Origin of the sequence: Reyranella massiliensis 521 (genome assembly GCF_000312425.1) — a bacterium.
Taxonomy (GTDB): domain Bacteria; phylum Pseudomonadota; class Alphaproteobacteria; order Reyranellales; family Reyranellaceae; genus Reyranella; species Reyranella massiliensis.
The window spans coordinates 1206198-1231296 of record NZ_HE997181.1; the positions used below are offsets into that span (position 1 = coordinate 1206198).

General features: G+C 64.9%; 25 protein-coding genes and 1 pseudogene. 13 read left to right on the plus strand and 13 right to left on the minus strand.

Annotated features, from left to right (window positions below; genetic code table 11):
• Nucleotides 1-89 precede the first annotated feature (89 nt).
• Together BN60_RS05950 and BN60_RS05955 are read right to left on the minus strand one after the other, a co-directional pair.
• Nucleotides 90-1700: pseudogene (locus BN60_RS05950) on the minus strand (acyl-CoA carboxylase subunit beta); the annotation flags it as partial.
• Between the two features lie 5 nt (nt 1701-1705).
• Complete coding sequence (locus BN60_RS05955) at nt 1706-2569, minus strand: SDR family oxidoreductase (protein ID WP_020695090.1); 864 nt, start codon at nt 2567-2569, stop codon at nt 1706-1708.
• 161 nt (nt 2570-2730) lie between these two features.
• On the opposite strand from BN60_RS05955, the gene BN60_RS05960 reads away from it, so the two are divergent.
• A complete protein-coding gene (locus BN60_RS05960) occupies nt 2731-3027 on the plus strand; it encodes an SCP2 sterol-binding domain-containing protein (RefSeq protein ID WP_020695091.1) in 297 nt (98 codons plus the stop codon).
• A 75-nt stretch (nt 3028-3102) separates the two neighbouring features.
• On the opposite strand, the gene BN60_RS05965 is transcribed toward BN60_RS05960, so the two are convergent.
• Entirely contained in the window at nt 3103-3654 is a 552-nt protein-coding gene (locus BN60_RS05965; protein WP_051150093.1) for a CGNR zinc finger domain-containing protein, read from the minus strand.
• Nucleotides 3655-3747: 93 nt separating this feature from the next.
• Between BN60_RS05965 and BN60_RS05970 the strand changes: the two genes are divergently transcribed.
• From BN60_RS05970 to BN60_RS31785, 3 genes are all read left to right on the plus strand, one after another.
• The gene (locus tag BN60_RS05970) at nt 3748-4119 is read left to right on the plus strand and encodes a VOC family protein (RefSeq protein ID WP_020695093.1); all 372 of its coding nucleotides are present in this window, start codon (nt 3748-3750) and stop codon (nt 4117-4119) included.
• Between the two features lie 68 nt (nt 4120-4187).
• The gene (locus BN60_RS05975) at nt 4188-4781 is read left to right on the plus strand and encodes a GNAT family N-acetyltransferase (protein WP_043283668.1); all 594 of its coding nucleotides are present in this window, start codon (nt 4188-4190) and stop codon (nt 4779-4781) included.
• Nucleotides 4781-5173: a GFA family protein gene (locus BN60_RS31785; protein WP_020695095.1), complete on the plus strand. Its 393-nt coding sequence runs from the start codon at nt 4781-4783 to the stop codon at nt 5171-5173. The genes BN60_RS05975 and BN60_RS31785 overlap by 1 nt, the downstream gene beginning before the upstream one ends.
• Here BN60_RS31785 and ggt read toward each other — a convergent pair.
• The 4 genes from ggt to BN60_RS06000 all read right to left on the minus strand — a co-directional run bounded on the left by ggt (nt 5170) and on the right by BN60_RS06000 (nt 9961).
• Nucleotides 5170-6768: a gamma-glutamyltransferase gene (gene ggt, locus BN60_RS05985; protein WP_020695096.1), complete on the minus strand. Its 1599-nt coding sequence runs from the start codon at nt 6766-6768 to the stop codon at nt 5170-5172. The two genes, BN60_RS31785 and ggt, sit on opposite strands and share 4 nt — an antisense overlap.
• A gap of 13 nt (nt 6769-6781) precedes the next feature.
• A complete protein-coding gene (locus BN60_RS05990; RefSeq protein ID WP_020695097.1) occupies nt 6782-7369 on the minus strand; it encodes a hypothetical protein in 588 nt (195 codons plus the stop codon).
• 57 nt (nt 7370-7426) lie between these two features.
• Entirely contained in the window at nt 7427-9151 is a 1725-nt protein-coding gene (locus BN60_RS05995) for a long-chain-fatty-acid--CoA ligase (RefSeq protein WP_020695098.1), read from the minus strand.
• A 63-nt stretch (nt 9152-9214) separates the two neighbouring features.
• Entirely contained in the window at nt 9215-9961 is a 747-nt protein-coding gene (locus BN60_RS06000; protein ID WP_043283670.1) for a GNAT family N-acetyltransferase, read from the minus strand.
• 222 nt (nt 9962-10183) lie between these two features.
• On the opposite strand from BN60_RS06000, the gene BN60_RS06005 reads away from it, so the two are divergent.
• The 3 genes from BN60_RS06005 to BN60_RS06015 all read left to right on the plus strand — a co-directional run bounded on the left by BN60_RS06005 (nt 10184) and on the right by BN60_RS06015 (nt 14076).
• Nucleotides 10184-10834: a DUF2272 domain-containing protein gene (locus BN60_RS06005; protein ID WP_020695101.1), complete on the plus strand. Its 651-nt coding sequence runs from the start codon at nt 10184-10186 to the stop codon at nt 10832-10834.
• Nucleotides 10835-10984: 150 nt separating this feature from the next.
• A complete protein-coding gene (locus BN60_RS06010; protein WP_051150095.1) occupies nt 10985-12775 on the plus strand; it encodes a type I secretion system permease/ATPase in 1791 nt (596 codons plus the stop codon).
• A complete protein-coding gene (locus BN60_RS06015) occupies nt 12772-14076 on the plus strand; it encodes an HlyD family type I secretion periplasmic adaptor subunit (protein ID WP_020695103.1) in 1305 nt (434 codons plus the stop codon). The genes BN60_RS06010 and BN60_RS06015 overlap by 4 nt, the downstream gene beginning before the upstream one ends.
• Here the strand turns inward: BN60_RS06015 and BN60_RS06020 are convergent.
• Genes BN60_RS06020 through BN60_RS06045 form a run of 6 tightly spaced genes read right to left on the minus strand, consistent with a single transcriptional unit; the run spans nt 14039 to nt 19763 of the window.
• Entirely contained in the window at nt 14039-15226 is a 1188-nt protein-coding gene (locus BN60_RS06020; protein WP_020695104.1) for a glycosyltransferase, read from the minus strand. The genes BN60_RS06015 and BN60_RS06020 overlap by 38 nt on opposite strands.
• Nucleotides 15223-16137, minus strand: a complete 915-nt coding sequence (locus BN60_RS06025; RefSeq protein WP_020695105.1) for a hypothetical protein — start codon at nt 16135-16137, stop codon at nt 15223-15225. The genes BN60_RS06020 and BN60_RS06025 overlap by 4 nt, the downstream gene beginning before the upstream one ends.
• 21 nt (nt 16138-16158) lie before the next feature.
• A complete protein-coding gene (locus BN60_RS06030) occupies nt 16159-17763 on the minus strand; it encodes a GMC family oxidoreductase (RefSeq protein WP_020695106.1) in 1605 nt (534 codons plus the stop codon).
• Nucleotides 17764-17771: 8 nt separating this feature from the next.
• Complete coding sequence (locus BN60_RS06035) at nt 17772-18524, minus strand: DUF2272 domain-containing protein (protein WP_148283333.1); 753 nt, start codon at nt 18522-18524, stop codon at nt 17772-17774.
• An 8-nt stretch (nt 18525-18532) separates the two neighbouring features.
• Nucleotides 18533-19234, minus strand: a complete 702-nt coding sequence (locus tag BN60_RS28625; protein WP_020695108.1) for a VOC family protein — start codon at nt 19232-19234, stop codon at nt 18533-18535.
• A 4-nt stretch (nt 19235-19238) separates the two neighbouring features.
• Nucleotides 19239-19763, minus strand: coding sequence for a gamma carbonic anhydrase family protein (locus BN60_RS06045; RefSeq protein ID WP_020695109.1), 525 nt, complete (start codon nt 19761-19763; stop codon nt 19239-19241).
• Nucleotides 19764-19831: 68 nt separating this feature from the next.
• Between BN60_RS06045 and BN60_RS06050 the strand changes: the two genes are divergently transcribed.
• The 6 genes from BN60_RS06050 (at nt 19832) to BN60_RS06075 (ending at nt 25092) form a co-directional block, all read left to right on the plus strand.
• The gene (locus tag BN60_RS06050; protein ID WP_020695110.1) at nt 19832-20275 is read left to right on the plus strand and encodes a MerR family transcriptional regulator; all 444 of its coding nucleotides are present in this window, start codon (nt 19832-19834) and stop codon (nt 20273-20275) included.
• Between the two features lie 26 nt (nt 20276-20301).
• Nucleotides 20302-22089 (plus strand): acyl-CoA dehydrogenase C-terminal domain-containing protein, encoded by a 1788-nt coding sequence (locus BN60_RS06055; RefSeq protein ID WP_020695111.1) that lies wholly within the window; start codon nt 20302-20304, stop codon nt 22087-22089.
• A 25-nt stretch (nt 22090-22114) separates the two neighbouring features.
• Nucleotides 22115-23020 carry a LysR substrate-binding domain-containing protein gene (locus BN60_RS06060; protein ID WP_148283334.1) on the plus strand — a complete coding sequence of 302 codons (906 nt, stop codon included), beginning with the start codon at nt 22115-22117 and terminating at the stop codon, nt 23018-23020.
• Nucleotides 23017-23349 carry a YnfA family protein gene (locus BN60_RS06065; protein WP_020695113.1) on the plus strand — a complete coding sequence of 111 codons (333 nt, stop codon included), beginning with the start codon at nt 23017-23019 and terminating at the stop codon, nt 23347-23349. Before BN60_RS06060 ends, BN60_RS06065 begins: the two co-directional genes overlap by 4 nt.
• A gap of 67 nt (nt 23350-23416) precedes the next feature.
• Entirely contained in the window at nt 23417-24343 is a 927-nt protein-coding gene (locus BN60_RS06070) for an alpha/beta hydrolase family protein (RefSeq protein ID WP_020695114.1), read from the plus strand.
• Nucleotides 24292-25092 carry an enoyl-CoA hydratase/isomerase family protein gene (locus tag BN60_RS06075; RefSeq protein WP_020695115.1) on the plus strand — a complete coding sequence of 267 codons (801 nt, stop codon included), beginning with the start codon at nt 24292-24294 and terminating at the stop codon, nt 25090-25092. The genes BN60_RS06070 and BN60_RS06075 overlap by 52 nt, the downstream gene beginning before the upstream one ends.
• Nucleotides 25093-25099 lie beyond the last annotated feature (7 nt).

Genomic DNA, 25099 nt, shown 5'->3' on the forward strand with positions numbered 1-25099 from the left:
ACGCGACCGCTCTCACTCCACCGCCCAGCGCGGCGGCCGCTTCTCGGCAAAGGCACGCAATCCTTCGGCGGCCTCAGGACCGCGGCGAGCCTCGGCGAACTTGTCGGCAGCGAAGTCGAGGGCCGCACGATCGACTCGCGGGCGATCGACAGGGTGAAGGCGAGCACGCGGCGCGTGTCGCGCGGATCGATGATTCCGTCGTCCCAGAGATGCGCCGTGCCGTAGAGCGCCGTCGATTCGCGCTCGAACTGGTCGACGATGCTCTTGAACATCTTGTCGATCTGCTCGCGCGGCGGCTCCTTGCCCTCGCGCTGGAACTTCTGTTCCGTCACGGTCTTCATGACGCCGGCCGCCTGTTCGCCGCCCATCACCGCCGTGCGGCTGTTGGGCCAGGCGAAGATGAAACGCGGATCGTAGGCGCGGCCGCACATGCCGTAGTTGCCGGCGCCGAAGCTGCCGCCGATCACGATGGTGATCTGCGGGACGGTGGCGTTGGCCACGGCCTGGATCATCTTGGAGCCGTGCTTGACGATGCCGCCGCGCTCGGCCTCGGTGCCCACCATGTAGCCGGTGGTGTTCTGCAGGTAGACGATCGGTGTGCCCTGCTGGCAGCAGAGCTGGATGAACTGCGCCGCCTTCACGGCACCCTTGGTGGTGATCGGGCCGTTGTTGCCGATCAGCGCCACCGGCTCGCCCTCGATCTCGGCCCAGCCGCAGATCGTCTGCTGGTCGAACAGGCCCTTGAACTCCAAGAAATCCGAGCCGTCGACCAGCCGCGCGATGACCTCACGCACGTCGTAGGGATCCTTGTGCGAGGGCGGGACGACGCCGCACAGTTCGTCGATGTCGTAAAGCGGCTCCTTGAACGGCTTTGCCTGGTACGGCGGCAGCTTGTCGTTCCAGTGCCACTTGGCGATCACGTCGCGCGCCATGCGGATGCCGTCCGCGTCGTTCTCGGCCATCCATTCGGCGACGCCGGAGACGGTGGCGTGCATCTCTGCGCCGCCCAGGTCTTCGTCGGTCGCAATCTCGCCGGTCGCGGCCTTCAGCAGGGGCGGGCCGGCCAGGAAGACCTTGGCCTGATTGCGCACCATGATGACGTAGTCGGAAAGGCCCGGCAGGTAGGCACCGCCGGCCGTCGACGAGCCGTGCACCACCGTGACCTGCGGGATGCCGCGCGCCGACATGCGCGCTTGGTTGGCGAAGCCGCGGCCGCCGGGAATGAAGATCTCCGCTTGATAGAGGAGGTTGGCGCCACCGGATTCGACCAGGTTCACCACCGGCAGCTTGTTCTCCATCACGATCTGCTGGACGCGCTGGCCCTTGCGCTGCCCGGAGGGCGCGACGGTGCCGCCTTTGATCGCCGAGTTCGACGCCGTCACGATGCAGCGCACGCCCTCGACATAGCCGATGCCCGCGACGGAGCCGCCGCCCGCACTCGAGCCATCCTTGTCGTCATGCATGCGGTAGCCGGCCAGCGGCATCAATTCGAGAAAGGGTGCCCCACGATCGAGCAGCAAGGCGATGCGCTCGCGCGGCATCAGTTGCTTGCGCTTACGAAAACGCTCACGCGACTTTTCGGACGCCGCCTGCACGCTCGCTTCGGCGTCGCGAAACTCCTGGATGGCCGCCAGCATGCGCTCGCGGTTCTTCCTGAACTCGTCGCCGTTGCGGTCGACCTGGCTTTCGATGATGGGCATGGATCTCAGCCGCCCAACACTTTGGGCGTCTTGGCGAGGTGGAAGCCGTTGAAGGCCTGGGACTTGTCGGTGGCGGGCAGGTCGACGGACCGATTGGCGAGCGGCACACCGCCGTCGATGCGGATTTCCGTGCCGGTGATGTAGGCCGAGGCATCGCTCAGCAGGAAGCAGACGGCTGCCGACACTTCGCTCTCCGTGCCGAGACGGCCGAGCGGGCAGTAGCCCTTGAGCTTGGGGATCTGTTCCTTGAACTCGCCCGTGTAGGTGTCCATGCCGGAGGAGGCGATCCAGCCCGGTGCGACGGAATTCACGCGCACACCGGCCACCGCCCATTCATAGGCAAGCGTCATGGTAAGGTTCGCCATGCCGGCGCGGGCGGCGCCGGTATGGACCATGTTGGGAAAGCCGTTGCGATAGTCGGCCGTCATGTTGACGATCGAACCGCCGTGGTTCTGCATCGACTGGGTGAAGACCTCGCGGCTGACCAGAAAGCCGCCGGTCAGGTTGTTGCGCACCACCACGTCGAAGCCCTTGGCGCTGAGCGAAGCGGCTGGTGAGGGGAACTGGCCGCCGGCATTGTTGAACAGGCCGTGGATGCGGCCGTTCCTGGCGACGATCGCCGCCACCGCGTCCTTGACCTGGGCTTCCTCGCGGATATCGAAGACATGCGTCTCGCACGAGCCGCCGGCCACCTCGATCTCGCCGCGGACAGTGTCGAGTTTTTCCTGCTTGCGGCCACAGATGGCGACATGGGCACCGAGGGCGGCGATTTCGTGGGCCGTGCAGCGGCCGATTCCGCTGCCGCCGCCGGTTACGATAACGGTTCGGCCATTGAACAGTCCCGGCGTGAAGACCGAGCGATACGACATGTTTCCTCCGCCTTTGACCCGGCAGTTATCGGCCGTCCGCCGATGCATCCAAGCATCTTGTGATGTGCGGTTCGTTACTCGGGCTGTATTTGACGTTTACGTAAAGGTCAAGTAAGCCGGGCCAGGTCATTTCATTGGGCAATTCGACCTGGGAGCAAGCCATGACGTTGCAGGAAATCACCGCGAAAATGCAGGAAGGGGCTTCCAAGAAGTCGGCCTTCGGCAACTCCGTCAAGTTCGCTACGGATCAAGGCGTCGTGCACATCGACGGCAACCAGAACCCGCCGTCGGTGAGCAACGAGGACAAGGCTGCCGATTGCACCATCAAGATGGACTTCAGCGACTTCGCCGACCTGATCGGCGGCAAGCTCGATGGCATGACCGCGTTCATGACCGGCAAGCTCAAGATCGAAGGCGACATGGGCGTTGCCATGAAGCTGCAGAGCATCCTGCGCTAGCAGGCTCTACAAGCTCGATACAGCAGTCAGGTACAGATCAAGGGCCCCTCGCGGGGCCCTTTTTGTTGGGGCCGCTCAGCTCTCCCGGCTCTTGTGATAGTGCCGCTTGGCCTTGGCGCGGTTGCCGCAGCTTTGCATGGAGCACCAGCGTCGTTTGCCGGCGCGGCTGTCGTCCAAGAACAGCCAGCCGCATTCGGGATTGGCGCAGCGGCGCACCCGGTCGAGCCGCGACCCGGCCAGCAAATCGCCTGCCGACCATAGGACGGGCGCCAGCAGCGCCAACGCCGTTCCCGACCGGATATCGACATCCCAGCCGTAGAGGCTGCGCTCGCGCCGCAAGGTCGTGCGGGCAGGGGCCTCGGCCAATGCGTGATTGAGAGCTTCGAGGTCGCGCGCCGCCGGGGCCTTGTCCTGCGCTTCCGCATCGAACAGCCGGTGGATCATTTCACGCAGTTCGATCGCCTGGTCGAACTCCTTGCGGGCGAGCGGCTTCGCGCCCTTCGGCCCGCCATTGGCGGCGCTCCAGGCCGCGAGGTCTTCAGGCTGGTTCAGCGTTTCCGTCGGCGTTGCCTGGCCGCGCCAATAGCGCGTGTTCACGAATTCCAGGCATAGGTCGGGGCGGTTCATGAGCGGGACTTACTAACCGGTTGACTGGTTGACAAGCTCGCAGGCTCGACATAACCATATAACCAGTTATATAGTTAAGCAGGAGCAAATGCCATGTTCGACCATGTTTCCATCGGCGTTGCAGACATTGCCCGCACCCGGAAGTTCTACGACGCAGCGCTGAAGCCGCTGGGCTACACGTTGCTGAGCGATGGCGAGAGTTCGCTGGGGTACGGCGACAAGGCGGTAGGCCTCTGGATCAGTGCGACAGGCAAGCCCGTGAAGGCCGACATGGAGTCGGGCCTGCACTTCTGCTTCGTCGCGAAGGATCGCAAGGCGGTCGACGCTTTCCATGCGGCCGCGCTCAAGGCCGGCGGCAAGGACAACGGCAAGCCTGGTGTCCGAGCTGACTACAGCGCGAACTACTACGCGGCCTTCGCGATCGACCCCGACGGCTACCGTGTCGAAGCCTACTGCGGAAAGTGAGCGGGCTTCGCCTTGCAAGCGGCGCCTTCGGGACCATCTTGAAGGCGACCGCATCCAGCAGGGCAGCCATGACCGCACACACCGTCAAGTCCGCAACGCCTGCCGAGATCGCGGATGTTGCGGATCTGCTAACGCTGGCCTTCAGCACCGATCCGGCGGCGCGGTGGAGCTGGGCCGATCCGCGGGTCTACCTCGCCAGTTTCCCGCGCTTTGTCCGGGCATTCGGCGGTGCTGCCTTCCAGCGCGGTACGGCGCATGTCACTGAAGGCAACAAGGGAGCAGCGCTCTGGCTTCCGCCCGGCGCCGAGCCGGATGACGAGGCGATGGGAATCCTGATGCAGGAGACCGTGCCGGCGCATATCGGCAAGGACGGGATCGCGGTCATGCAGCAGATGGGAAACTACCATCCCAAGGAGCCGCACTGGTATCTGCCGTTGATCGGCATCGATCCGGTGCATCAGGGCAAGGGTCTGGGCGGCGCTTTGATGCGGCATGCGCTGGCAGAGTGCGATCGCGACGGCAGTCTCGCTTATCTTGAATCGAGCAATCCGCGGAACGTGCCGCTCTATCAGCACCTCGGCTTCGAGCTGCTGGGCACCATACAGGCTGGTTCATCACCCAAACTTTTTCCGATGCTGCGCAAGCCACAACGGAGGACGTGATGCTGAAAGGCCGCTGCTTCTGTGGTGCTGTTCGCTACGAGAGTGCGGCCAGCCCGTCGCAAGAGACTGCCTGCCATTGCTCGATCTGTCGGCGGACGACAGGCGCGCCGTTCGTCGCCTGGTTCACCGTACCGATCTCGTCGTTGACGATCTCCGGCGACACGACGACGTTCCAATCCTCGCCCACCGCTTCGCGCAGCTTCTGTCCGAAGTGCGGCACCCAGATCACGTTCCAGTCGTCGCATCATCCCGATCTGATCGACCTCACCACCTGCTCGCTGGAGAGTCCGGAGCAGGTGCCGCCAATCGACCATACCTTCGGCGAATCAAGACTAGGTTGGGTGAAGCTCGCGGACGAGCTTCCCGTCTTTCCGAAGGCTCGCCCCAGCTAGAAGCCGACGGCCGCACCGTCGCGGCGGCTTTCCGACGCGCCGAGGTAGGGGCCGCCGTCGGGATAGCGCCAGATGATCTGGCTGGAACCGAAGTCGAAGCTCGGCATCTTGGTGCGCGTAAGCCGATGGCCGCGCGTCTCCAGCCCCTCGAGCGTTCCTTTCGGCATATGCTCTTCGGTCCACACGGTGCCATCGGTCTCGTGGACGCGCCAGCGCGGGGCATCGATCGCGGCCTGCGGGTTCTGGCCATAGTCCACGATGCGCGAAAAGACCTGCATATGGCCCTGCGGCTGCATGGCGCCGCCCATCAGCCCGAAGGTGGCGACCGGCTTGCCATTCTTGGTGATGAAAGCAGGGATGATCGTGTGGAACGGACGCTTCTTCGGTCCGACTTCGTTGGGATGGCCCTTGGTCGTGACAAAGCCTGTGGCGCGGTTCTGCAGCGCAATGCCCGTACCCGGCACCACGACGCCCGAGCCAAACCCCGTGTAGTTCGACTGGATCAGCGACACCATCATGCCGGACTGATCGGCCGTGCCGAGATAGATCGTGCCGCCATCCTTGGGCGTACCCGGGCCGAAGTCCTTGGCCTTCTTGGGATCGATCAGCTTGGCGCGGCTCTTGAGGTAATGCTTGTCGAGCATCTGCGCCGGCGTCACTTCCATGAAGCGCGGGTCGGCGACGTAGCGGTAGATGTCGGCGAAGGCGAGCTTCATCGCCTCGATGCGAAGATGCGTGACTTCCGGGCCGTCGCAATCGTGGCCCGCAATCTCGAAGTTCTCGAGGATGCCCAGCGCCATGCAGGCGGCGATGCCCTGACCCGATGGCGGGATCTCGTGCAGGGTCGTGCCGCGGTAGGTGAGGCCGATCGGATCGACCCAGTCGGGCTTGTGCGCCGCAAGGTCTTCCTTGCGCAGGGCGCCGCCGGTCTCGCGGGCATACTTGTCCATCGTTTCGGCGAGTTCGCCGCGATAGAAGGCCTCGCCTTTGCTCTCGGCAATCTTGGCGAGCGTCTTTGCCTGGTCTGGGAACTTCCAGATCTCGCCCGGCTTCGGGGCGCGACCGTTCGGCAGGAAGGCCTTTACCCAGCTTTCCTGACCTTTCAGCCGGTCGATGGCGCGATCCCACTGTTGGGAGACCATGTAGGAAACGCGGAAGCCGTCGTGTGCGTACTTGATCGCCGGCTCGAAGAGATCGGCGAAAGGCAGCTTGCCGTAGCGCTTGTGCAGCTCCATCCACAGCGACACCGCGCCCGGCGTCGTGACACTGCCCCAGCCGACATGGGGCATCTTGTCATGGCCGGCATACTGGTCGGGAGTCATCAGTGCGGGCGAGTGGCCCGACGCGTTGAGGCCGACGAGCTGCTTGCCGTCCCACAGGATGCAGAAAGCGTCGGCGCCGATGCCGTTCATCGTCGGCTCCACGACGGTGATGGCGATTGCGCTCGCGATGGCGGCGTCGACGGCATTGCCGCCCTTGGCCATCATGCGCAGGCCGGCGGTGGCGGCGAGGTGCTGGGAGGAGGCGACGACGTTGTCGGCGAAGACGGGCAGCTTCTTGGTGCTGTAGGGAAAATCGTACGTGAAAGACGGCACCTCGAAATCCTTTCTACTTCTGTTTCGAGGCCGCGAGGGCCTCGATGCGCGCGACGAAGCGCGGCGTCTGCAAAAACTGCCGGTGTTCGGCGGCACTCTTGCCGAGGAGGCGGGACAGGTCGAACAGGCCGGAACCTGCGATCTCTCCCATCCGCCCGGAGAGCATCACGCGTTCGCCAAGCCGCAGGGTTTTTAGCGCCGTAATGGCCGCTTCGGAAAGGCCCGGCGGCGGCGTTGCGCGCGATCGTGTGAAAAGGTCGGCGACAGAGCCGGCGAAAGCCAAGGCCCAGTCGTTGAATGCGTAGAGCGAAACTTGGCGGCCGATGTCGATGGTCAAGGCCACGTCCTGGGCGTTGCCCTCGATCTTGGTGAGTGTTCCGCACCAGTCGGTGAACACGCCGGTCTTCCCGGCCAGCGCGATGCTCTGCTTGGCCGCTTCCTCGATCTGCAGCGGATTGCTGGAGGCGAGCGCCGGCTTGGCCAGCGCCTGCAGCCCATCGAGGAAGGCCTTCTGCTCAGGATTGCGCTCGTGGCAGGGGCGGTCGAAACAGCCACCCAGGACGAGGCCGGCGCCGCCAAAGAGGATTGCTCGTCGCTTCACGTTCTCATCTTAGCGCTCCCCGCCTCATCGATTGAAGAGCGGGGCGCAAGAAGATGACTACGCCGCCTTGGATTGGGCCTTGGCGCGCTCCTCCTCCTTGAGTTCCTTCTTGGAGAGCTTGCCGACCGGCGTTTTGGGCAGCTCGGCGCGAATTTCGAGCGCGACGGGCATCTCGTGTTTGCCGACGCGCGTTGCGAGGTGGGCCTTCATCTCGTCGAAAGTGAGAGAAGCGCCGGGCTTCAGCTTCACGAACACCTTGGGCGCTTCCTGGCGATAGGGATCGGCAATGCCGATCACGATGCACTCGTCGACCGCCGGGTGTTCGTACATGGCCTCTTCGATCATGCGCGGATAGACATTGTAGCCCGAGGAGATGATCAGGTCCTTAGAACGATCGACCAGGAACAGCCAGCCAGCTTCGTCCATGTAACCCATGTCGCCGGTGCGCAGGCCCATCCAGTTGCTCGCGGGATGGCGGAACAGAACCTTCTCGCTTTCGTCGGGCTTCTTCCAATAGCCCTTCATGACCTGCGGGCCGACGATGCAGACCTCGCCGACATTCTCCTTGCCGGGCGGCAGGACCCGGTCGGGATTCTCCATGTCGCGGATCTCGATGATCGTGCCCGGCATCGGCACGCCGCAGGAGCCGACCCGGCGCACGCTCTTGTCGACCGGGCAGATCGCGCCGGTCGGGGAGGTTTCCGTGAGGCCGTAGCCTTCGATCAGGGTGGCGCCGGTCAGCTTCTCGAAGCTCTGCTGCACTTCGACCGGCAACGGTGCGCCGCCTGACATGCAGATCTTGAGCGACTTCAGATCGAGCCCCTGCGCCTTGGGATGCTTGTTGATCGCGGTGTAGAGCGTGGGCACGCCGGGCAGGAACGTCGGATTTTTCTTGCCGAGATCGTGCACGATCATGTCGATGTCGGGGCGCGGATAGAGAATGAGCTGATTGCCGTTGCGCACGGCGCCCAGCATGATTCCCGACAGCGCATAGATGTGGAACAGCGGCAGCACGCACACGACCTTTTCGGTGCCCGGCGTCGTATAGGGCGTCGTCCAGGCCTGGCCTTGGCTCATCGCCGCCATGATGCAGCCGTGGGTGAGCATGGCCGCCTTCGGCAGGCCGGTCGTGCCGCCGGTGTATTGCAGCAGCGCGACTTCGTCCCAGAGGTTTTCGTTGGCGGGCTTGTGCGGCGTGTACTTGCCGTCGTTGACGAGGAGGTCCTTGAACGACATGTGCCAGTCGTCGCGCGGCCAGGCCGACAGCTCCTTCTTCTTGGCGATGGGGTAGAGCCAGCTCTTGGGCCAGGGCAGATAGTCGGCGATCGATCCGACGATCAGCTTCTTCAGCCGGGTCTTGCCGCGCATCGCGGCCATCTTCGGATAGAGCGCGGCGACATCGAGCGTCACGAGGATATCGGTCTCGGAATCGCCGATCTTGAATTCCAGTTCGCGAGCGGCGTCGAGCGGGGAGTAGTTCACCACCTTGCCGCCGGCCTTCAGCACGCCGAAGAAGGCGATCAGGTAATGCGGCGTGTTGGGAAGGTAGAGGCCGACATTGACGCCGGGCTTCACGCCGAGCTTCTGGAAACCAGCGGCCGCCTTGTCGGAGGCATCCTTGTATTCCTGGAAGGACATCACCTTGTCGAGGAAGTCGGTGAACGGCCGGCTGCCATACTGCGCACAAGATTCGTCGAATATCTGGTGAATGGTCTTGTTCGGTACTTCGAGCTCCCACTTCACACCCGGCGGATAGCTCTTTTCCCAAGGATAGTTGGCCATTCTTTGTGTTCCTCCCTGCATCGACTATGCGAGGGCGGTGGCTGCAGGGTCAAGGCGAGGATGTCACGCCGGCGGCAGCCAATAGCTGTAGGCGTAGACCGTGCGGAAACCCTGCGCTTCGTAGAGGGGCAGGGCCGCGGCATTCGCAGCGACGACCTGCAGGTAGGCGAAGCGGGCACCGCGTTGCCAGGCCCAGGCATAGAGGCTCTCGGTGACACGACGGGCCAGGCCCTGGCGTCGGGCCTCGGGCATCACCAACACGTCGAACAGGCCCATGTGGTCGCCTTCGACGGCGCCGATCGCCATGGCCATCGGGCGGCCATTGCTCTGGACGAGGGCGAAGCCTTTGGGTGTGGCGATCGCCGCCAGCATCCTCTCCATCGTCTCGCGATGCTCGGGCCGCACTGGGCTATGGGCGCAGAAGGCCTCGATCCACGCAGGCGTCGGCTGCGGCCCGATTTCGACGGCAGGATCGGCGGTGAAGCCGTCGTGGAGGGGGCAGCGCTGGACGAGGCTGCGTTCGATATTGCTGTAGCCGCGTGCTTCCAGCAGCCCGACCATGGCCGGCGGCGCCAAAGGGCTCAGTCGCCAGGCTGGACGCTGTCCGCGGGCTCGGTAGGGGGCTTCCAGATCTTCAATATCTGTCGAAGCATCTTCCGATATGGCATTGATAGAATTGGATCTTTTTGTGTATCCGCCTGAGAAGCGCAGATGCCAGCCATTGTGGTTCTGGCTCTCCAGGGCAGGCCAGCCGCGAAAGGCCAACTCCTCCAGTCGGCGAACTTCATCCAGTTTATGAAGAGGTGACATTGAGCGTCCGCTGTGATAAATTAATAACCAATAATAACAATCGTTTATTTTTAATCCTGTAAGTTACACATGAAGTTCGACCGCCCCTTTGTCGGCTTTTGTGTTTGCTGGCAGTCGCCCGTCCGCCCTTCCTCCCGCGCGATCGGTCTCCGGCTGCCAGCGATCCTTCCAGTCGTCCTTCTGCTCTGCCTGGCGCTCGCCGGCTGCGGAGGTTCCAGCCGCATGGGCACGGGCTATGCGGACCGGCCGCCGACCGACCGTGTTGCGCTGACCGCTTGGCAGGAATGGACCAAGTTCGGCCGGGCCACGGTCGTCTATGGCGGACAGGCGGGAGGCTACACCAACCGTCCCGGCATTACCGAGCGCAACGAACCTCTGGCCAGCCGGGTTGGCGAGTACTGGGGCGCCTGCGGCCGGCCCGAATGGAATGGGCGCAGCTCCAGCCGACCCTGGTCCGGGGCTTTCGTCACCTGGGTGATGGCCCGATCCGGCTACGGCGCCACGACTTTCCCGCGCGACGGTCGCCATGGTGCTTATCTCTCCGCCCTTTACGACCGAGAACGCGCCTCCCGCAGCGCGCCTTTCCGCCTGCACGCGCCCAACGAGTACGCGCCCAAGGCCGGCGATCTCGTCTGTACGGGCAGCGCGGGGCCGACCTGGCGCTTCAGCGATCCCCGGACGGCTCATCGGCGGCTCGACAATACCGCCAACCATTGCGACATCGTCACCGACGTCCGCGGCGGTTACGTCCAGGCCATTGGCGGCAACGTGAAGGACAGCGTGGCCATGAGCCTCTATCCGGTAGATTCGCGGGGCCGGCTGCGGCCGGTTGCCGGCAAATCGTGGCTCGTGGTGGTCGAGAAACGCTCCTAGCCGCCGTCTCCCACGTTCCTGTGCGGAATCAAACATTTCCTAGAGTTGAACTTCCGGCAATATCCTGGGCGAAGAGCCGTGTAATAAGCTGGGCGGCCCCGCGCATCGATGGGGCCAGCTCGGAGAAAGGCGCGTTAAGTGGCGGGGATAATGCGGCCTCCTGTTATTGGGGATCCACGGTCTGAACTGGCGAAGGTATTGGCGACGTGCCGGTCGTCGTATGCCGGTGTCGCGGTATTCACGGCCATCCTGAATGTCCTGTACCTGACCGGCTCGTTCTTCATGCTGCAGGTCTACGACCGGGTGCTGCCGAGCCGCAGCGTGCCGACCCTGGTTGGTCTCTGCGTCCTGGCGGGTGTGCTCTACGGCTTCCAGGCGCTGCTCGACATCCTGCGCAACCGGGTGCTGATCCGTATCGCCGGTGGGTTCTCAGAGCAGCTCGACGCCAGGGTCTACCACCTCCTCGTCAAGCTGCCGCTGCGAGCGCCGACGTTGGGCAACTTCGAGCCGGCCCGCGACCTCGACCAGATTCGCGGCTTCATGTCGGGCGGTGGACCGGCGGCGCTCTTCGACCTGCCCTGGCTGCCGCTCTATCTCGGCATTTGCTACCTGTTCCATCCCCTGATCGGCGTCACCGCGACGGTGGGCGCCGTCATCCTGGTCATCATCACGGCGCTGACCGAGATCAAGGTTCGCAAGCCGTCGATCGAGGTTTCGGCGCTTTCCGCACAACGCAACAGCCTTGCCGAGGCGAGCCGGCGCAATACCGAGGTGTTGCACGCCATGGGCATGGTCGGGCGTTTCTCTGCTCTGTGGGCGGAAAGCGGCCGGCGTTATCTCGCCGTACAGCAGCAGGCCGGCGACATCACCGGCGGGATGGGCGGTCTCTCCCGCGCGCTGCGCATGATGCTGCAGTCGGCCGTGCTGGCGGTGGGCGCCTATCTCGTCATTCACCAGCAGGCGTCGGCCGGCATCATCATCGCAGGTTCGATCCTGTCGGCGCGCGCCCTCGCGCCGGTCGAGGTGGTGATTGCGCAGTGGCGGGTCTTTGTCGCGGCGCGCCAGAGCTGGCGTCGCCTCAACAACCTGCTGGCCCGCATGCCGGCCGAGACGGCGATGATGGAACTGCCCAAGCCGCGCCATACGCTGGCCGTCGAAGGCATCAGTGTGGCGCCGCCGGGCTCCAATACGCTGGTGCTCCAGGATATCGCCTTCAACCTCAAGGCCGGGCAGGGGCTCGGCATCATCGGTCCGAGCGCATCGGGCAAGTCGACCTTGGTGAGGTCGATCGTCGGCGTCTGGATGATCGCGCGCGGCAAGGTGCGGATCGACGGCGCATCGCTCGACCAATGGTCGCCCGACATGCTGGGCGACCATATCGGCTACCTGCCGCAGGACATGGAATTGTTCGCCGGCACCGTCGCGCAGAACATCGCCCGGCTCGACCCCGAACCGCCGTCGGACAAGGTCATTGCGGCGGCGCAGGCTGCCGGCGTCCATGAGTTGATCCTCGGCCTCCCCAATGGCTACGAAACGCAGATGGGCGAGGGCGGTGCCGCTCTGTCCGCCGGTCAACGCCAACGTATCGGGCTGGCGCGCGCGCTCTATGGCGATCCGTTCCTGGTCGTGCTCGACGAGCCCAATTCCAGCCTCGACCATGACGGCGACGAAGCGTTGACCCGCGCCATCATGGGGGTTCGCGCGCGCGGCGGTATCGCGATCGTGGTCGCGCATCGCCCCAGTGCTCTGGCGGGGATCGACAATCTGCTGGTGCTGCGTGCCGGTCGCCAGCAGGCGTTCGGGCCGAAGGACGCCGTGCTGCGGGAGGCGATGAAGTCCGCGCAAGGGCCAGGGACTGCCCCTGCGCCGGCACCGGCGCCGATGATGGCTCAGGGCGCTGCACCGCAGCCGCTTCGTGTTCCTGGAAGGACACCGTCATGACCGTGCCGACGAGCGTTCAGCATTCGACACGCAAACCCTTGATCCTGGGTTTGGTCGCCGTCGCCCTTCTTGTGGTCGGGATCGGTGGCTGGGCCGCCGCGACGCAGATCTCGGGGGCGGTGATCGCGCCGGGCAAGCTGGTGGTCGACAGCAACGTCAAGAAGGTCCAGCACCCGACAGGCGGTGTCGTGGGCGAGCTGTTGGTCAAGGAAGGTGACCGGGTACAGCAGGGCGATGTCGTGGTCCGGCTCGACGGTACGCAGGCTCGTTCGAGCCTCGCCGTGGTCAACAAGGCGCTCGACGAGCTGGTCGCGCGGCAGGCTCGCAACGAGGCCGAGCGCGACGGCGACAAGTCGGTGACGTTCCCGGCCGACCTCGTCGAACGCAAGGACGATCCTGAAGTGGCACGCCTGATGTCCGGCGAGCAGCGGCTGTTCGAGATGCGCAAGGCCGCGCGCGACGGGCAGAAGGCCCAGTTGCGCGAACAGATCCAGCAGCTCCAGCTCCAGATCGAAGGCACGCAGGCTCAGGAGGCCGCCAAAACCAAGGAAGTGAAGCTCCTGATGCAGGAGCTCGAGAGCGTGCGCGTGCTGTGGAAGCAGAACCTCGTGCAGATCAGCAGGGTGACGGCACTCGAACGTGACGCGGCGCGCCTCGAAGGCGAACGGGCATCGTTGATCGCCGCGGTCGCGCAGGGGCGTGGCCGTATCGCCGAACTCGAACTCAAGATCCATCAGATCGATCAGGACCTCAGCACCGAAGTCGGCAAGGAACTGGCCGAGATCCGCGCCAAGAAATCGGAACTCACCGAGCGACGCGTGTCTGCCGAGGATCAGCTCAAGCGCATCGACCTCGTGGCGCCTCAGGACGGCAGGGTCTTCCAGCGCAATGTGCATACGGTCGGCGGCGTCATCCAGGCCGGCGAGCCGGTCATGCTGATCGTGCCGCAGACGGAAGCGCTGATCGTCGAGGCCAAAGTGGCGCCGCACGATATCGACCAGATCCATATCGGCCAGCATGCCGTCCTGCGCTTCGCCGCTTTCAACCAGCGCACGACGCCCGAACTCAACGGTGAGGTGATCCATATCGGCGCCGACGTCGCGCAGGACGACAAGGCGACCGAGCCTTACTATTCGGTGCGCGTCCGCGTCAGCGACGGCGAGCTTGCGCGCCTCGGCGGGCTGCAGCTTCTCGCCGGCATGCCGGTCGAAGTCTTCATCCAGACGACGCCGCGCACCGTCGCCTCGTTCCTGGTGAAGCCGCTCACGGACCAGCTCGCCCGCGCCTTCCGCGGCCGCTGAGGAGCCTCGTAACGGCTGCTTTCAGGATATCGTCGACATCGTCGTGGGGCGTCGACACCGCGCGGGCACGCGACGTCAGCTCGTCTATATTCTGCAGGGCTTGCAGCACGGCCGCGGCGACGTCGGATGAACCATGTTGCGGGATTTCGACACCCCAGCCTGCCTCGAAGGCAGGTTGGGCGAAGCCGCATCCCCTTGTGACAATCACCGGAATCCCTAGACGGCGAGCCTCGAAGAATACCCCCGAGCCTCGCGTCTTATAGACCTCCGGATCGTAAGGCAGCAGAACCAGATTGGCTTGGCCGAGCCACGTTAGATAGTCTGATTGTGACAGGACTTCCGTGCTGACGGTTACGCGCGGCCCCAGTTCGGCAAGCGCCTCGAACACAGGTGCCTGGTCCCGTGCATCGGAGCCCTGAAAGACCCCGTGGATCATGAAGCGCACGTCATGGTTCCGTCGGATCACTTCGCGCAAGGCTTCGGGAAGCAGCCGATAGCCTTTGGCTTCGTTGGCGAAGCCGATGCAGCTCACGACGGGGGCGGCGCCTTGCCGCTCCGCGCGCGTTCCGCTGATCGCACCGGGCCCCGAGGCAACGCCGACCTCGAAGCTTGTCAGGTCGCGATAGATGTCCGCCATCTGCGGCGTCTCGCAGAAGGCCGAGATGCGCTGCAGGCCGACGATCCTCTGGAGTGCCGCGAAGGCTTCGCGCGTCTCGCGCCGCAGGGGCAGCGTCGCTGGATCGTCGAACGGTTTGTTGTGATGCGGAGCGTACAGTACCCAGAGCAGGAGATGGGGCGCCGGCCTGAAGCGAAAGTAACGGGCCAGGGCAAAGGCGAGGACCTGATCGCAGCATGGCAGAATGATGAGGTCGACCTTCGGTCGCTGTTTCAGGGCATCCGACAGCTCCTTCAGAACCGTCTGGACGCGCTGCTCGAATTCTTCCGGCGCTTCGTAGGTGCGGCCGTAGACGGCCTGGGTGAAGCAGGGCGTGCAGCCGAGATCGCGAATCGTCTGCGCATCGGCATTGGCTGATCCGAGGCAATCGTGTTCGACGCCGAGCGCCGACAGTTTCGCTCGCAGCGCGTGCGTCGCGTTGTAGTGGTGCCCGCCCATCGAATGCAGGGCGGGGTCGATGACGAGGACCTTCACCGCTCGTCCTGCACCAGCGCGCGCCAGGGCGGGCGCATGCGTTCGGCCAGATGTCGCAGTTGCATCCGCAGGCGCCAACGCGGCGAAAACTCGTCGGGGCTGTACAGATGCTGCCGTGGCGCCTGCACGATCAGCGATGGAAAGATGTGGAGCAGGCCGCCAGCCTTTCGGATCGCCTCGTTGAAGGCGACGTGCTCGGAGACCGGACGATCCTGCGGATCGACGCCGTAATAGGTGCCCTGACGGGCAAAGAACATCTTGTAGAGACCAAGGCCTCCGAAAGCCGATTGTACGGCGATAGGCGGCATCGCTGCGGGCAGGACGATCTGGCGAAATAGCGATTCGCGGAACTTCGCGGCCTCGAAGCTCCGATCAGCCGGCCGGCCCCAGATCGCGTGCCAGCAGTCGCCCGGACACCAGCTCTCGTGGCGCAAGGCCCAGATGTCGTAGTAGCGCGGCGCGGCATTGGCGAAGACGCCCGCGCGTTCAGGTGCGGCGTCGAGCCAATCGGCCGCTTGCTCCACAGCATCGATCGCAAGGTCGCCGTCGAGAACGTCGTCGAGATCGACGACGATCAGATGATCGTACTCCGCGGCGATCGACTCGCGCACTGCGTCCAGGCAGGCGTTGCGGGCGCAGGCAATACGCGCCGTCCGCACAGGAACGGTGGACTCGAGGGTGCCGAGATCGACGACACGGCCGTTGCGGCCATTCGCGACCCACGTTTCGAGCTGGTTGAAGGTATCGTCGCTGGAGTCGCTGACAGCGAAGACGAAGAACGTCTCCGCGTAGATTTGGGCAATTCGCCCGAGATTATCGAGAACCCTTGGTAGATGCCTGGCGCAATCGCGCGCCGCGCCAACGATGGCAGCCCTTCGTCGGGGGCGTGCCACGTCGGCGGCGCGGGTCATGATGGTGCCCCCGGCAGCCTCCTAGTTGGTCAGGCCCTGCTCGTGCATGATCGCTGCCGTGCGCTCGGCGATCATCATGCTCGGTGCGTTGGTGTTGCCGCCGATCAGGGTCGGCATGATCGAGGCATCGACCACCCTCAGCCCTTCGAGGCCGTGCACCAGAAGCTTGTCGTTGACGACCGCCATTGGATCGGTGGCGGGGCCCATCTTGCAGGTGCCGACCGGGTGATAGATCGTCTCGCACTTGGCGCGGATCCATTGTTCGATCTCGGCATCCGTCTTGGCCGCGGCACCCGGTTGAAATTCGTCGGCACGGTAGGGATCGAGGCCCGACTGGGCGAAGATTTCCCGGCCCATCTTCACGCCGGCGATCAGCGTGTCGAGATCCTGCTTCTCGGCGAGATAGTTCGCGTCGATCAGCGGATGTTCCTTGGGGTTCTTGCTGCGCAGCCGGATCGTGCCCTTGCTCTCGGGCCGCAGAGTGCAGATGTGCAGGCTGTAGCCGTTCTTCTTCATCTTGGTGCGGCCGTGATCGACCACCAGCACCGGCAGGAAATGGAACTGGATGTCGGGTGCGGCCAGACCTGAGCGCGTGCGGGCAAAACCACCCGACTCGGCGATCGGCGACGTGCCGGGGCCCTTCTTGTTCATCACATACTGGTAGAGCGAAACCAGCTTGTTGGCGGTGTCGTAGGTGTCGCGCGTCTTGCAGAACTGCAGCAGCGCGGCATCGAGATGGTCCTGCAGGTTGCCGCCGACACCCGGCAGATCGTGGACCGGCTTGATGCCGACCGACTCCAGATGTGCGGCCGGGCCGACGCCCGACAGCATCAGGAGCTGCGGCGAGTTCACCGCGCCACCGCACAGGATCACTTCGCGCGTCACGCGTGCGACCTCGTCGCGGCCGTTCAGCGAGTAGCGCACGCCCATGGCGCGGCCCATGTCGAAAATGATGCGTTCGGTGAGAGCGCCGGTGACCACTTCGAGATGGGCGCCGCTGTTCTCGACCGCCGGACGAAGATAGGCGCTGGCGGCACTCCAGCGCTGCTTGTTTTTCTGGGTCACCTGATAGAAGCCGACGCCATCCTGCTCCGCGCCGTTGAAGTCGGCGACGCGCTTGTGGCCGGCCTGTTCGGCCGCCTTCAGGAAGGCTTCGTTGATCGGGCTGGGATCGACCTGGTCGGCGACGTTCAGCGGGCCGCCGCTGCCATGGAAGGCGTCGGCCCCGCGCTCGTTGTTCTCCGCCATCTTGAAGTACGGCAGGACATCTTCGTAGCTCCAGCCCTGGTTGCCGAGCTGGCGCCATTGGTCGTAGTCCCAGGCATGGCCGCGAATATAGAGCATGGCATTGATCGACGAGGAACCGCCCAGGGTCTTGCCGCGCGGCCAGTACATCTGCCGGTTATTGCAGTGCTTCTGGGGGGTGGTGGCGTAGTGCCAGTTGTAGGGGGAGTTTTCGCCCAGGCTGGCGAAGCCGGCGGGCATCTTCAGCATGAACGACTTGTCCGGACCGCCGGCTTCGAGAACCAGGATCCTGAGCTTGGGGCGGCCCCAGGCCAACCGCGCGGCAAGCGCACAGCCGGCGGAGCCGGCGCCCACGATGATATAGTCGTACAGCGAAGACATGGTCCTTCCTACGGCAGTCGATTTTCAATTACGGCGAAGAATGGTCGTCCGGATAAGGGCGACAAAAACCCGCTCGCGTCCAGTGGAAAGACGCTGCGTGTAACGGAGTCACCCACGTTGCCGCCGATGGCGAAGACCTGGCCGGGGCGGACCTCGACGACGATGTCGCAATGGCCGGCACCGCGATTGAGGTTCTGCAAGGTCGTGCCACTGCCGTTGCGCGACGCGCAGATGAGATCGCCGACTTGCGGCGCGCGGGCGGTCGGCGCATGCGGAATGAAGGCGGCCCCCGGCTTCTTCGCCCGTTCGACGATCCTCTCGACGTAGATTGTGTGGGTAGAGTTCGGGCAAAAGAGATCGCGCGGGACGCCCGCGCTCTCGATGTCCCACGAAATGAAGGCGGCCGACCAGGGAATGTCGTCGAGGCCGGTACGGCCGGGCTTGTCGACGGCATTCCAGTAATCGCCGATGCGTTCCGGCGCGTCGCGCTCCTTGATGCCGAGCTGTTCGGTGCGTGGCGGCGCATCGTTGGAGTAGGTGATGACCTGCTTGCCGAAGCGGCCCCATTCGCCGACTGCCAGCAGGATCATCGACGTCTTGCGACTGGCCGTCGGTGGCGGCGCTTCCGGCTTCCAGGACGAGGGCGGGCAGGGGCCGAGCGGCGGCAGGTCGGCGGCCGATACGACGCGCTTGGGCGCCGTCGGCGCTTCGGCACAGGCGGCCGCGACGAGCAGAAGGGCGAGTGCGGCGAGCGCGCGCACGGTCGGGCCTACCAACGACCGATGCCGCCGATCACGATGGTGGGCACGCCTTCCGTCCGATTTTTGACGGTGAAGACCTGGCTGCCCGGCCGGCGGCCGTCGCGCGGCTCGGAGACCTCGATGCCGGCGGCCTTCAGGCGGGCATTGGCCTTGGCGATGTCGGGCACGCGCCAGGACAGACCCCAGAGATGATCCGGCCCGTCGGAGACACCCTTCTTCAGATCGTGCGCGATCTCGACGACGAGGTCGCCGCAGCGGAAGAAGAGGAGGCGTGCGCCCCATTGCGGATTGCTGCGATCGAGACGCAGATCGAGCCCCAACCGCCCCGCATAGAAGGCGATTGCCCGCTCAGGATTGGGCGTGCGCACCACGACGTGATCGAGGCCGGAAACACAGGCCGCCTCATCGTCGGTGAAGGGCGAGGCCTCATCGGCCGATGCAGCCGCGAGCTTGAGCGGGACACCGTGTCCGGTGAAGGCCAGCGTATCGCCATCGCTCGTGATCGCCACGGCGCGCCGCTCGAGCAAGGTCGCTGCCTTGCCGAGATCGGCTGTCGCGAAGGTCATCGACTGAAGCCCGGCCACGCCTTGCGAGAAAGTGAGCCCGACATTGCCGGTGCGCAGCCGTCCATCGATCGTGCGACGGCCCAGCAAGGTCTCGTAGGCCGCAACGGAGCCGCCGATGGCGAGATGGTCGAGCGCGGTGATCACGACTTCAGCCGATGCGCTTCAGGTTCGCCTTGTAGTTCTGGCCGCGCACGACGTAGCTCTCGGCGCTCATCTTGAGGCGAGTGGCATTCTCCTCGTTCAGTTCGCGAACGACCTTGGCCGGAGAACCGAAGATTACGGAGCGGTCGGGGAAGCTCTTGCCCTCGGTCACGACGGCGCCGGCGCCGACCAGGCAATCCTTGCCGATCACCGAGCGGTTCAGCACGACCGACTGGATGCCGATCAGCGAGCCGTCGCCAATCGTGCAGCCGTGCAGCATCACCTGATGGCCGACCGTTACGTTCTTGCCGATGGTGAGGGGCGCGCCCGGGTCGGTGTGCAGCACGCAGAGTTCCTGGATGTTGCTGTCGTCGCCGATGACGATCGGCTCGTTATCGCCGCGCAGGACGGCACCGAACCAGATGTTCACGTTCTCGCCCAGGATCACCGAGCCGATGATCGTGGCTTCCTCGGAGATGTAGCAGGACTTCGGAATCACCGGCACGCGGTCGTTCAACTGATAGATGGCCATGTTTCTCCCTTCCGTTTACGTTAACCTGCATTGACGTTTACGTAAACGTTAACTAAGACTTCGTCACCATGTCCGTCGCCGCCTCATCTTCCGCCAAGAGCGCCGTGCCGCGTGACACACAGCGCATCTATAGCATCGCCGAACTGTCGCGCGAGTTTGCGATCACGCCCCGCACGATCCGCTTCTACGAAGACGAGGGCCTGATCAAGCCGCGCCGCCAGGGCATGACGCGCCTTTACAGCGTCGGGGACCGCACGCGGCTCAGCTGGATCTTGCGTGGCAAGCGGCTGGGCTTCTCGCTCGCGGAAATCCGCGAACTGCTCGACCTTTACCAGGTCGACCGCACCGGCGTGCAGCAGTTGCGCGAGCTGCTGCGCCGCAGCCAGCTCCATATCGCCGATCTCGAGCGCAAGCGCGCCGATCTCGATCAGCACATCAACGAGTTCAGGGAAGTCGAGAGCCAGGTGAGCGCCGAGTTGCGCCAGCGCGGCGTCGATCCTGAGAGTGACTAGGCTGAAAAGCGACTGAGGAGGAAGCAATGGCCGTCTACAAGGCCCCGATCAAAGACATCCAGTTCGTTCTGAACGAAGTGCTCGACGTTTCGTCGCTCGCCAAGCTGCCGGGCTACGAGGAAGCGACGCCGGACACGATCCACGCGATCGTCGAGGAAGCCGCGAAGCTCTGCGAGAACGTGCTGTTTCCGCTGAACCGCACCGGCGACGAGGAAGGCTGCCACTACGAGAACGGCGTGGTGCGCACTCCGAAGGGCTTCAAGGAAGCCTACAAGCAGTTCGCCGAGGGCGGCTGGACGGCCGTGACCTGCGACCCCGAGTTCGGCGGGCAGGGGCTGCCGGCGACGGTGGGCTTCGCGCTGCAGGAGATGTTCACCGCGTCCAACCAGGCTTTCGCGATGTATCCCGGCCTGAGCCACGGCGCCTACGAAGCATTGTCGCGCCACGGCTCGGACGATCTCAAGAAGAAGTACCTGCCCAAGCTCACCGACGGCACCTGGACGGGCACGATGTGCCTGACCGAGCCCCATTGCGGCACCGACCTCGGCATGCTGCGCACGCGGGCCGAACCGCAGGCCGACGGCAGCTACAAGATTACCGGCACCAAGATCTTCATCTCGGCCGGCGAGCACGATCTCGCCGAGAACATCCTGCATCTCGTGCTGGCGCGCCTGCCGGATGCGCCCGGTGGCACCAAGGGCATCTCGCTGTTCCTCGTGCCGAAGTTCCTGCCCAAGGCCGACGGCTCGATCGGCGAGCGCAACGGCATCCGCTGCGGCGCCGTCGAGCACAAGATGGGCATCAAGGCCAACGCGACCTGCGTCATGAACCTCGACGGCGCGACCGGCTGGCTGGTCGGCGAGTTGAACAAGGGCATGCCGGCCATGTTCGTGATGATGAATGCCGCCCGCCTCGGCGTCGGCATGCAGGGCCTCGGTATTGCCGAGACGTCCTATCAGAGCGCCGTCGCCTATGCGCGCGACCGCCTGCAGGGCCGCTCGCTCACGGGCCCGAAGAATGCCGGCGGTCCGGCCGATCCGATCATCGTGCATCCCGACGTGCGGCGCATGCTGATGATCCAGAAATCGTTCACGGAAGCCGCCCGCGCGCTGTCGCTGTGGGTCGGCATGCTGATCGACGAAGCGCACTCCCATCCGGATGCGGAGAAGCGCGCGGCGGCCGACGATCTCGTTCAGATGCTGACGCCGATCATCAAGGCACACTTCACCGACATGGGCAGCGAGTGCGCCAACCTCGCGGTGCAGACCTATGGTGGCCACGGCTATATCCGCGAGAACGGCGTCGAGCAGCTCGTCCGCGATGCTCGCATCACCCAGCTCTACGAAGGCACCAACGGCATCCAGGCGCTCGATCTGGTCGGCCGCAAGCTGCCGATGAAGGGCGGTGCTGCTGCACAACGCCTGCTGGGCGAGATCTCGTCCTTCGTTGCGACCCACAAGGCCGACGAAAAGATGAAGGAGTTCGTCGAGCCGCTGGAGAAGGCGCTGGGCCGCGTGCAGGACTCGGCCCTCTTCCTGATGCAGAACGCCATGAAGAATCCCGACGAGGCCGGTGGTGCGGCGAGCGATCTGCTGCGCCTGATGGCGCTCACGGCCATGGCCTTCATGTGGAACCGTATCGCGGTCGCCGCCCACAAGGGATTGGCCGCCGGCAACGACAACGCCTTCTACGAAGCCAAGCTCGTCACCGCGCGTTTCTACATGGCGCGCGTGCTGCCGCAGACGGTCTCGCTGAACCATCAGATCAAGGCGGGCGCCTCGACCCTGATGGCTTTGCCGGCCGAGGCGTTCTGATGCAGGGCATGCACGCCTACGGGCCGTGCTGACCTCGCGAATGTTGCTGGCGCTGCAGGCGTTCGAGCTTGCCGCGCGCACCGGCTCGTTCAAGGCGGCGGGCGAGGAGTTGCACATCACCGCCTCGGCGGTCAGCCATCGCATCGCCGGTCTCGAGCGCCAGCTCGGCGAGAAGCTGTTCGAGCGCGGCCCGCGCGGTGTCGTGCTGGCGCCCGCTGGTCGACAACTCGCCGGCACGACGGGGCGTGCCTTCGGAGAGCTCGCACGTGCGATGGCGCAGCAGGGTGAGGGCTCGCGGCGGCTGCGCGTTTCGGCCGTGCCGATCTTCGCCTCGCACTGGCTGCTGCCGAGGCTCGGCGAGTTCCTCGACGCTCATCCCACCATCGAGTTGCAGGTCGAGGCAAGCCCGCGCATGGCTGACATGGAGGCCGGGCTGGTCGATGTCGCCCTTCGTTACGGCGACGGCCGTTGGCCCGACGTCGCGGCCGAGAAGGTTCTGGAACTGCGGGCCGTTCCGGTGACGTCGCCGGTGCTGGCGCGGCGTCTCAAGCTCAAGACGCCGATCGATCTTCTGCGCGCCCCGCTGATTCGGGTCTCGCCCTTCGGCATGTCGTGGATCGAATGGGCAAAAGGGGCGGGGCTCGCACCGGAGGGCTTCGCCGAACGTCGCGGCGGCACCAAGGGCGTGCAGGTCGACGGCATGGGTCCGGCCTTGCGTGCCGCCATGCATGGCTTGGGCGTTGCCCTCGCCTTCGATCCGTTGATCGAAAGCGAGATCGCGTCGGGCGCGCTGGTGCGCGTCGGTCCACAGGTGCCGACCCAGGGACAGATCTGGTTCGTCTGCCGGTCGCGCGAGCGCTCGGTGCCGACGATCCGCGCCCTGCGCCGCTGGCTTGTCGATGAGATCGCTGCCATGACAGCGGCAGCATGAAATCGATCCTCGCCTACGCAGGTGCGGCCTTTTTCGAGATCGCCGGCTGTTTCGCCTTCTGGGCATGGCTGCGTCTGGGCGCGTCCGCTTGGTGGGTAATCCCCGGCGCTGGGGCATTGCTGCTCTTTGCGTGGCTCCTGACCTTCATCGATTCCGATGCCGCCGGCCGCGCCTATGCAGCTTATGGCGGTGTCTATATCGCAGCGACGCTCGTCTGGCTGTGGCTGGTCGAGGGTACGCGGCCCGATCGCTGGGATGTGACCGGCGCCCTTGTCTGCCTGGTCGGCGCCGGCATCATCCTCTTCGCGCCGCACCGCACCCCGGGCTGAATCCCATTCACGACAGGCGGCCGCCAATGCGTTTGTCGCCGCCATCGCTGCGCGCTGGACTGGCCGCATGGATCTCCTTCTCGCCGCACGCGACGGCGCCAAGCTCGCCGCCAGCCTCTTCGAGCCCGCGACTCCGAACGGCCATGCCGTCCTGCTGAACAGCGGCACGGGCATTCCGCGCCAGTTCTATGCGGCCTTTGCCCGGCATCTCGCCGACCGTGGCTTCGTTGTCCTGACCTACGACTATCGCGGCCTCGGTGGGTCGGACAAACCGCGCGACGCGACCATGGAGCAGTGGGGCAGGGTCGATCAGGCGTCGATGATCGACCATCTCGCGGCGCTCGCGCCCGATGCTTCGCGGGCGGTAATCGGCCATTCGCTGGGGGGCCAGATACTGGGGCTCGCCGACAATATCGGCAGCCTCGATGCCGCTGTCCTGATCTGCAGTCAGAGCGGCTATTGGCGACACTGGCCGGCCGGTCGTCGCCGCCTGCGCATGCTGGCGCTATGGTGGTTGCTGATCCCGGGTCTCACCATGCTCACCGGTCGCTTCCCTGGCGCATGGGTTGGCACGGCCGACTTGCCGAGCGGCGTGGCGCGGAGCTGGGCGCGCTGGGGCCGGTCGCGCCACTACGTTTGCGACACACGGGGAGCGCCACTCAGGCCGCACAACGCGGACGTCGCGTTTCCTTTGCGGTGGATGAGCTTCACCGATGATTCCATTGCGCCGCTGGATGCGGTCGAAGCGCTGCGACCCTATTATCCGAATGCTGCCGTCGAGCGTCTGCATCTCGCACCGGACGATCTCGGAACGGATGCCGTCGGCCACTTCGGCTTCTTCCGCAAGTCGATGCCGCGACGGCCCTGGGATGAAATAGCCGATTGGCTCGACACTCATTTGGGGCAAACTGGCCGGACATCATCACTTAGGGAAGTATCCGCATGTCCGCACCACACGTCCTCGCCGAAGTCAAAGACGGCATCGGCTGGCTGACGCTCAATCGTCCGGACTCGTTGAACGCGCTGTCGATGGAGATGCGCGACCTGCTGGTCGAGCACAGCGCGTCGTTCGAGAAGGACCCGAAAGTGCGTTGCGTGGTGATCCGCGGCGCCGGCACGCATTTCATGGCGGGCGGCGACATCAGGGGCTTCCACAAGTCCTTGACGACGGAGAGGGAGGCTCATCTCGCAGGCTTCGAGATGCGCGTCGTCAAGGCGCATCAGGCAGTCTACCAGATTCGCCGCATGAACAAGCCGGTGCTGGCCTCGGTGCAGGGCGCCGCCGCCGGTTTCGGCCTGTCGCTGATCCTGAACTGCGATCTCGCCATCGCCAGCGACGATTCCTTCTTCACCCTGGCCTATCGCCATATCGGCCTTTCGGCCGATGGTGGCGCGACCTACTTCCTGCCGCGAGTCGTGGGCGAGCGGAAGGCGTTGGAAATCGCCCTGCTAGGCGAGCGCTTCACAGCCCAGGAGGCCAAGGCCAACAACATCCTGAACTGGGTCGTGCCGAAGGATCAGCTCGTCGCCGAAACCGAGAAGTTGGCCCGCAAGCTCGCCGACGGTCCGACCTACGCGCTGGGCGTCGCCAAGAAGCTGATCCGCAACTCGTTCGACAATTCCTGGGACGAGCACTCCCATCGCGAGGCTGAGGGCCTTGCCGCTTGTGCTGCGACCGAGGACCATTTCGAAGGCCTCAACGCCTTCCTCGAGAAGCGGAAGGCGAACTTCAAGGGCAAGTGAGTCGTGG

Coding starts and splice junctions, on each gene's coding strand:
- BN60_RS05955 (WP_020695090.1), bottom strand. CDS start 2,569: ATGTCGTATCGCTCGGTCTTCACGCCGGGACTGTTCAATGGCCGAACC.
- BN60_RS05960 (WP_020695091.1), top strand. CDS start 2,731: ATGACGTTGCAGGAAATCACCGCGAAAATGCAGGAAGGGGCTTCCAAG.
- BN60_RS05965 (WP_051150093.1), bottom strand. CDS start 3,654: ATGAACCGCCCCGACCTATGCCTGGAATTCGTGAACACGCGCTATTGG.
- BN60_RS05970 (WP_020695093.1), top strand. CDS start 3,748: ATGTTCGACCATGTTTCCATCGGCGTTGCAGACATTGCCCGCACCCGG.
- BN60_RS05975 (WP_043283668.1), top strand. CDS start 4,188: ATGACCGCACACACCGTCAAGTCCGCAACGCCTGCCGAGATCGCGGAT.
- BN60_RS31785 (WP_020695095.1), top strand. CDS start 4,781: ATGCTGAAAGGCCGCTGCTTCTGTGGTGCTGTTCGCTACGAGAGTGCG.
- BN60_RS05995 (WP_020695098.1), bottom strand. CDS start 9,151: ATGGCCAACTATCCTTGGGAAAAGAGCTATCCGCCGGGTGTGAAGTGG.
- BN60_RS06000 (WP_043283670.1), bottom strand. CDS start 9,961: ATGTCACCTCTTCATAAACTGGATGAAGTTCGCCGACTGGAGGAGTTG.
- BN60_RS06005 (WP_020695101.1), top strand. CDS start 10,184: ATGGGCACGGGCTATGCGGACCGGCCGCCGACCGACCGTGTTGCGCTG.
- BN60_RS06010 (WP_051150095.1), top strand. CDS start 10,985: ATGCGGCCTCCTGTTATTGGGGATCCACGGTCTGAACTGGCGAAGGTA.
- BN60_RS06015 (WP_020695103.1), top strand. CDS start 12,772: ATGACCGTGCCGACGAGCGTTCAGCATTCGACACGCAAACCCTTGATC.
- BN60_RS06025 (WP_020695105.1), bottom strand. CDS start 16,137: ATGACCCGCGCCGCCGACGTGGCACGCCCCCGACGAAGGGCTGCCATC.
- BN60_RS06030 (WP_020695106.1), bottom strand. CDS start 17,763: ATGTCTTCGCTGTACGACTATATCATCGTGGGCGCCGGCTCCGCCGGC.
- BN60_RS06045 (WP_020695109.1), bottom strand. CDS start 19,763: ATGGCCATCTATCAGTTGAACGACCGCGTGCCGGTGATTCCGAAGTCC.
- BN60_RS06050 (WP_020695110.1), top strand. CDS start 19,832: ATGTCCGTCGCCGCCTCATCTTCCGCCAAGAGCGCCGTGCCGCGTGAC.
- BN60_RS06055 (WP_020695111.1), top strand. CDS start 20,302: ATGGCCGTCTACAAGGCCCCGATCAAAGACATCCAGTTCGTTCTGAAC.
- BN60_RS06065 (WP_020695113.1), top strand. CDS start 23,017: ATGAAATCGATCCTCGCCTACGCAGGTGCGGCCTTTTTCGAGATCGCC.
- BN60_RS06070 (WP_020695114.1), top strand. CDS start 23,417: ATGGATCTCCTTCTCGCCGCACGCGACGGCGCCAAGCTCGCCGCCAGC.
- BN60_RS06075 (WP_020695115.1), top strand. CDS start 24,292: ATGTCCGCACCACACGTCCTCGCCGAAGTCAAAGACGGCATCGGCTGG.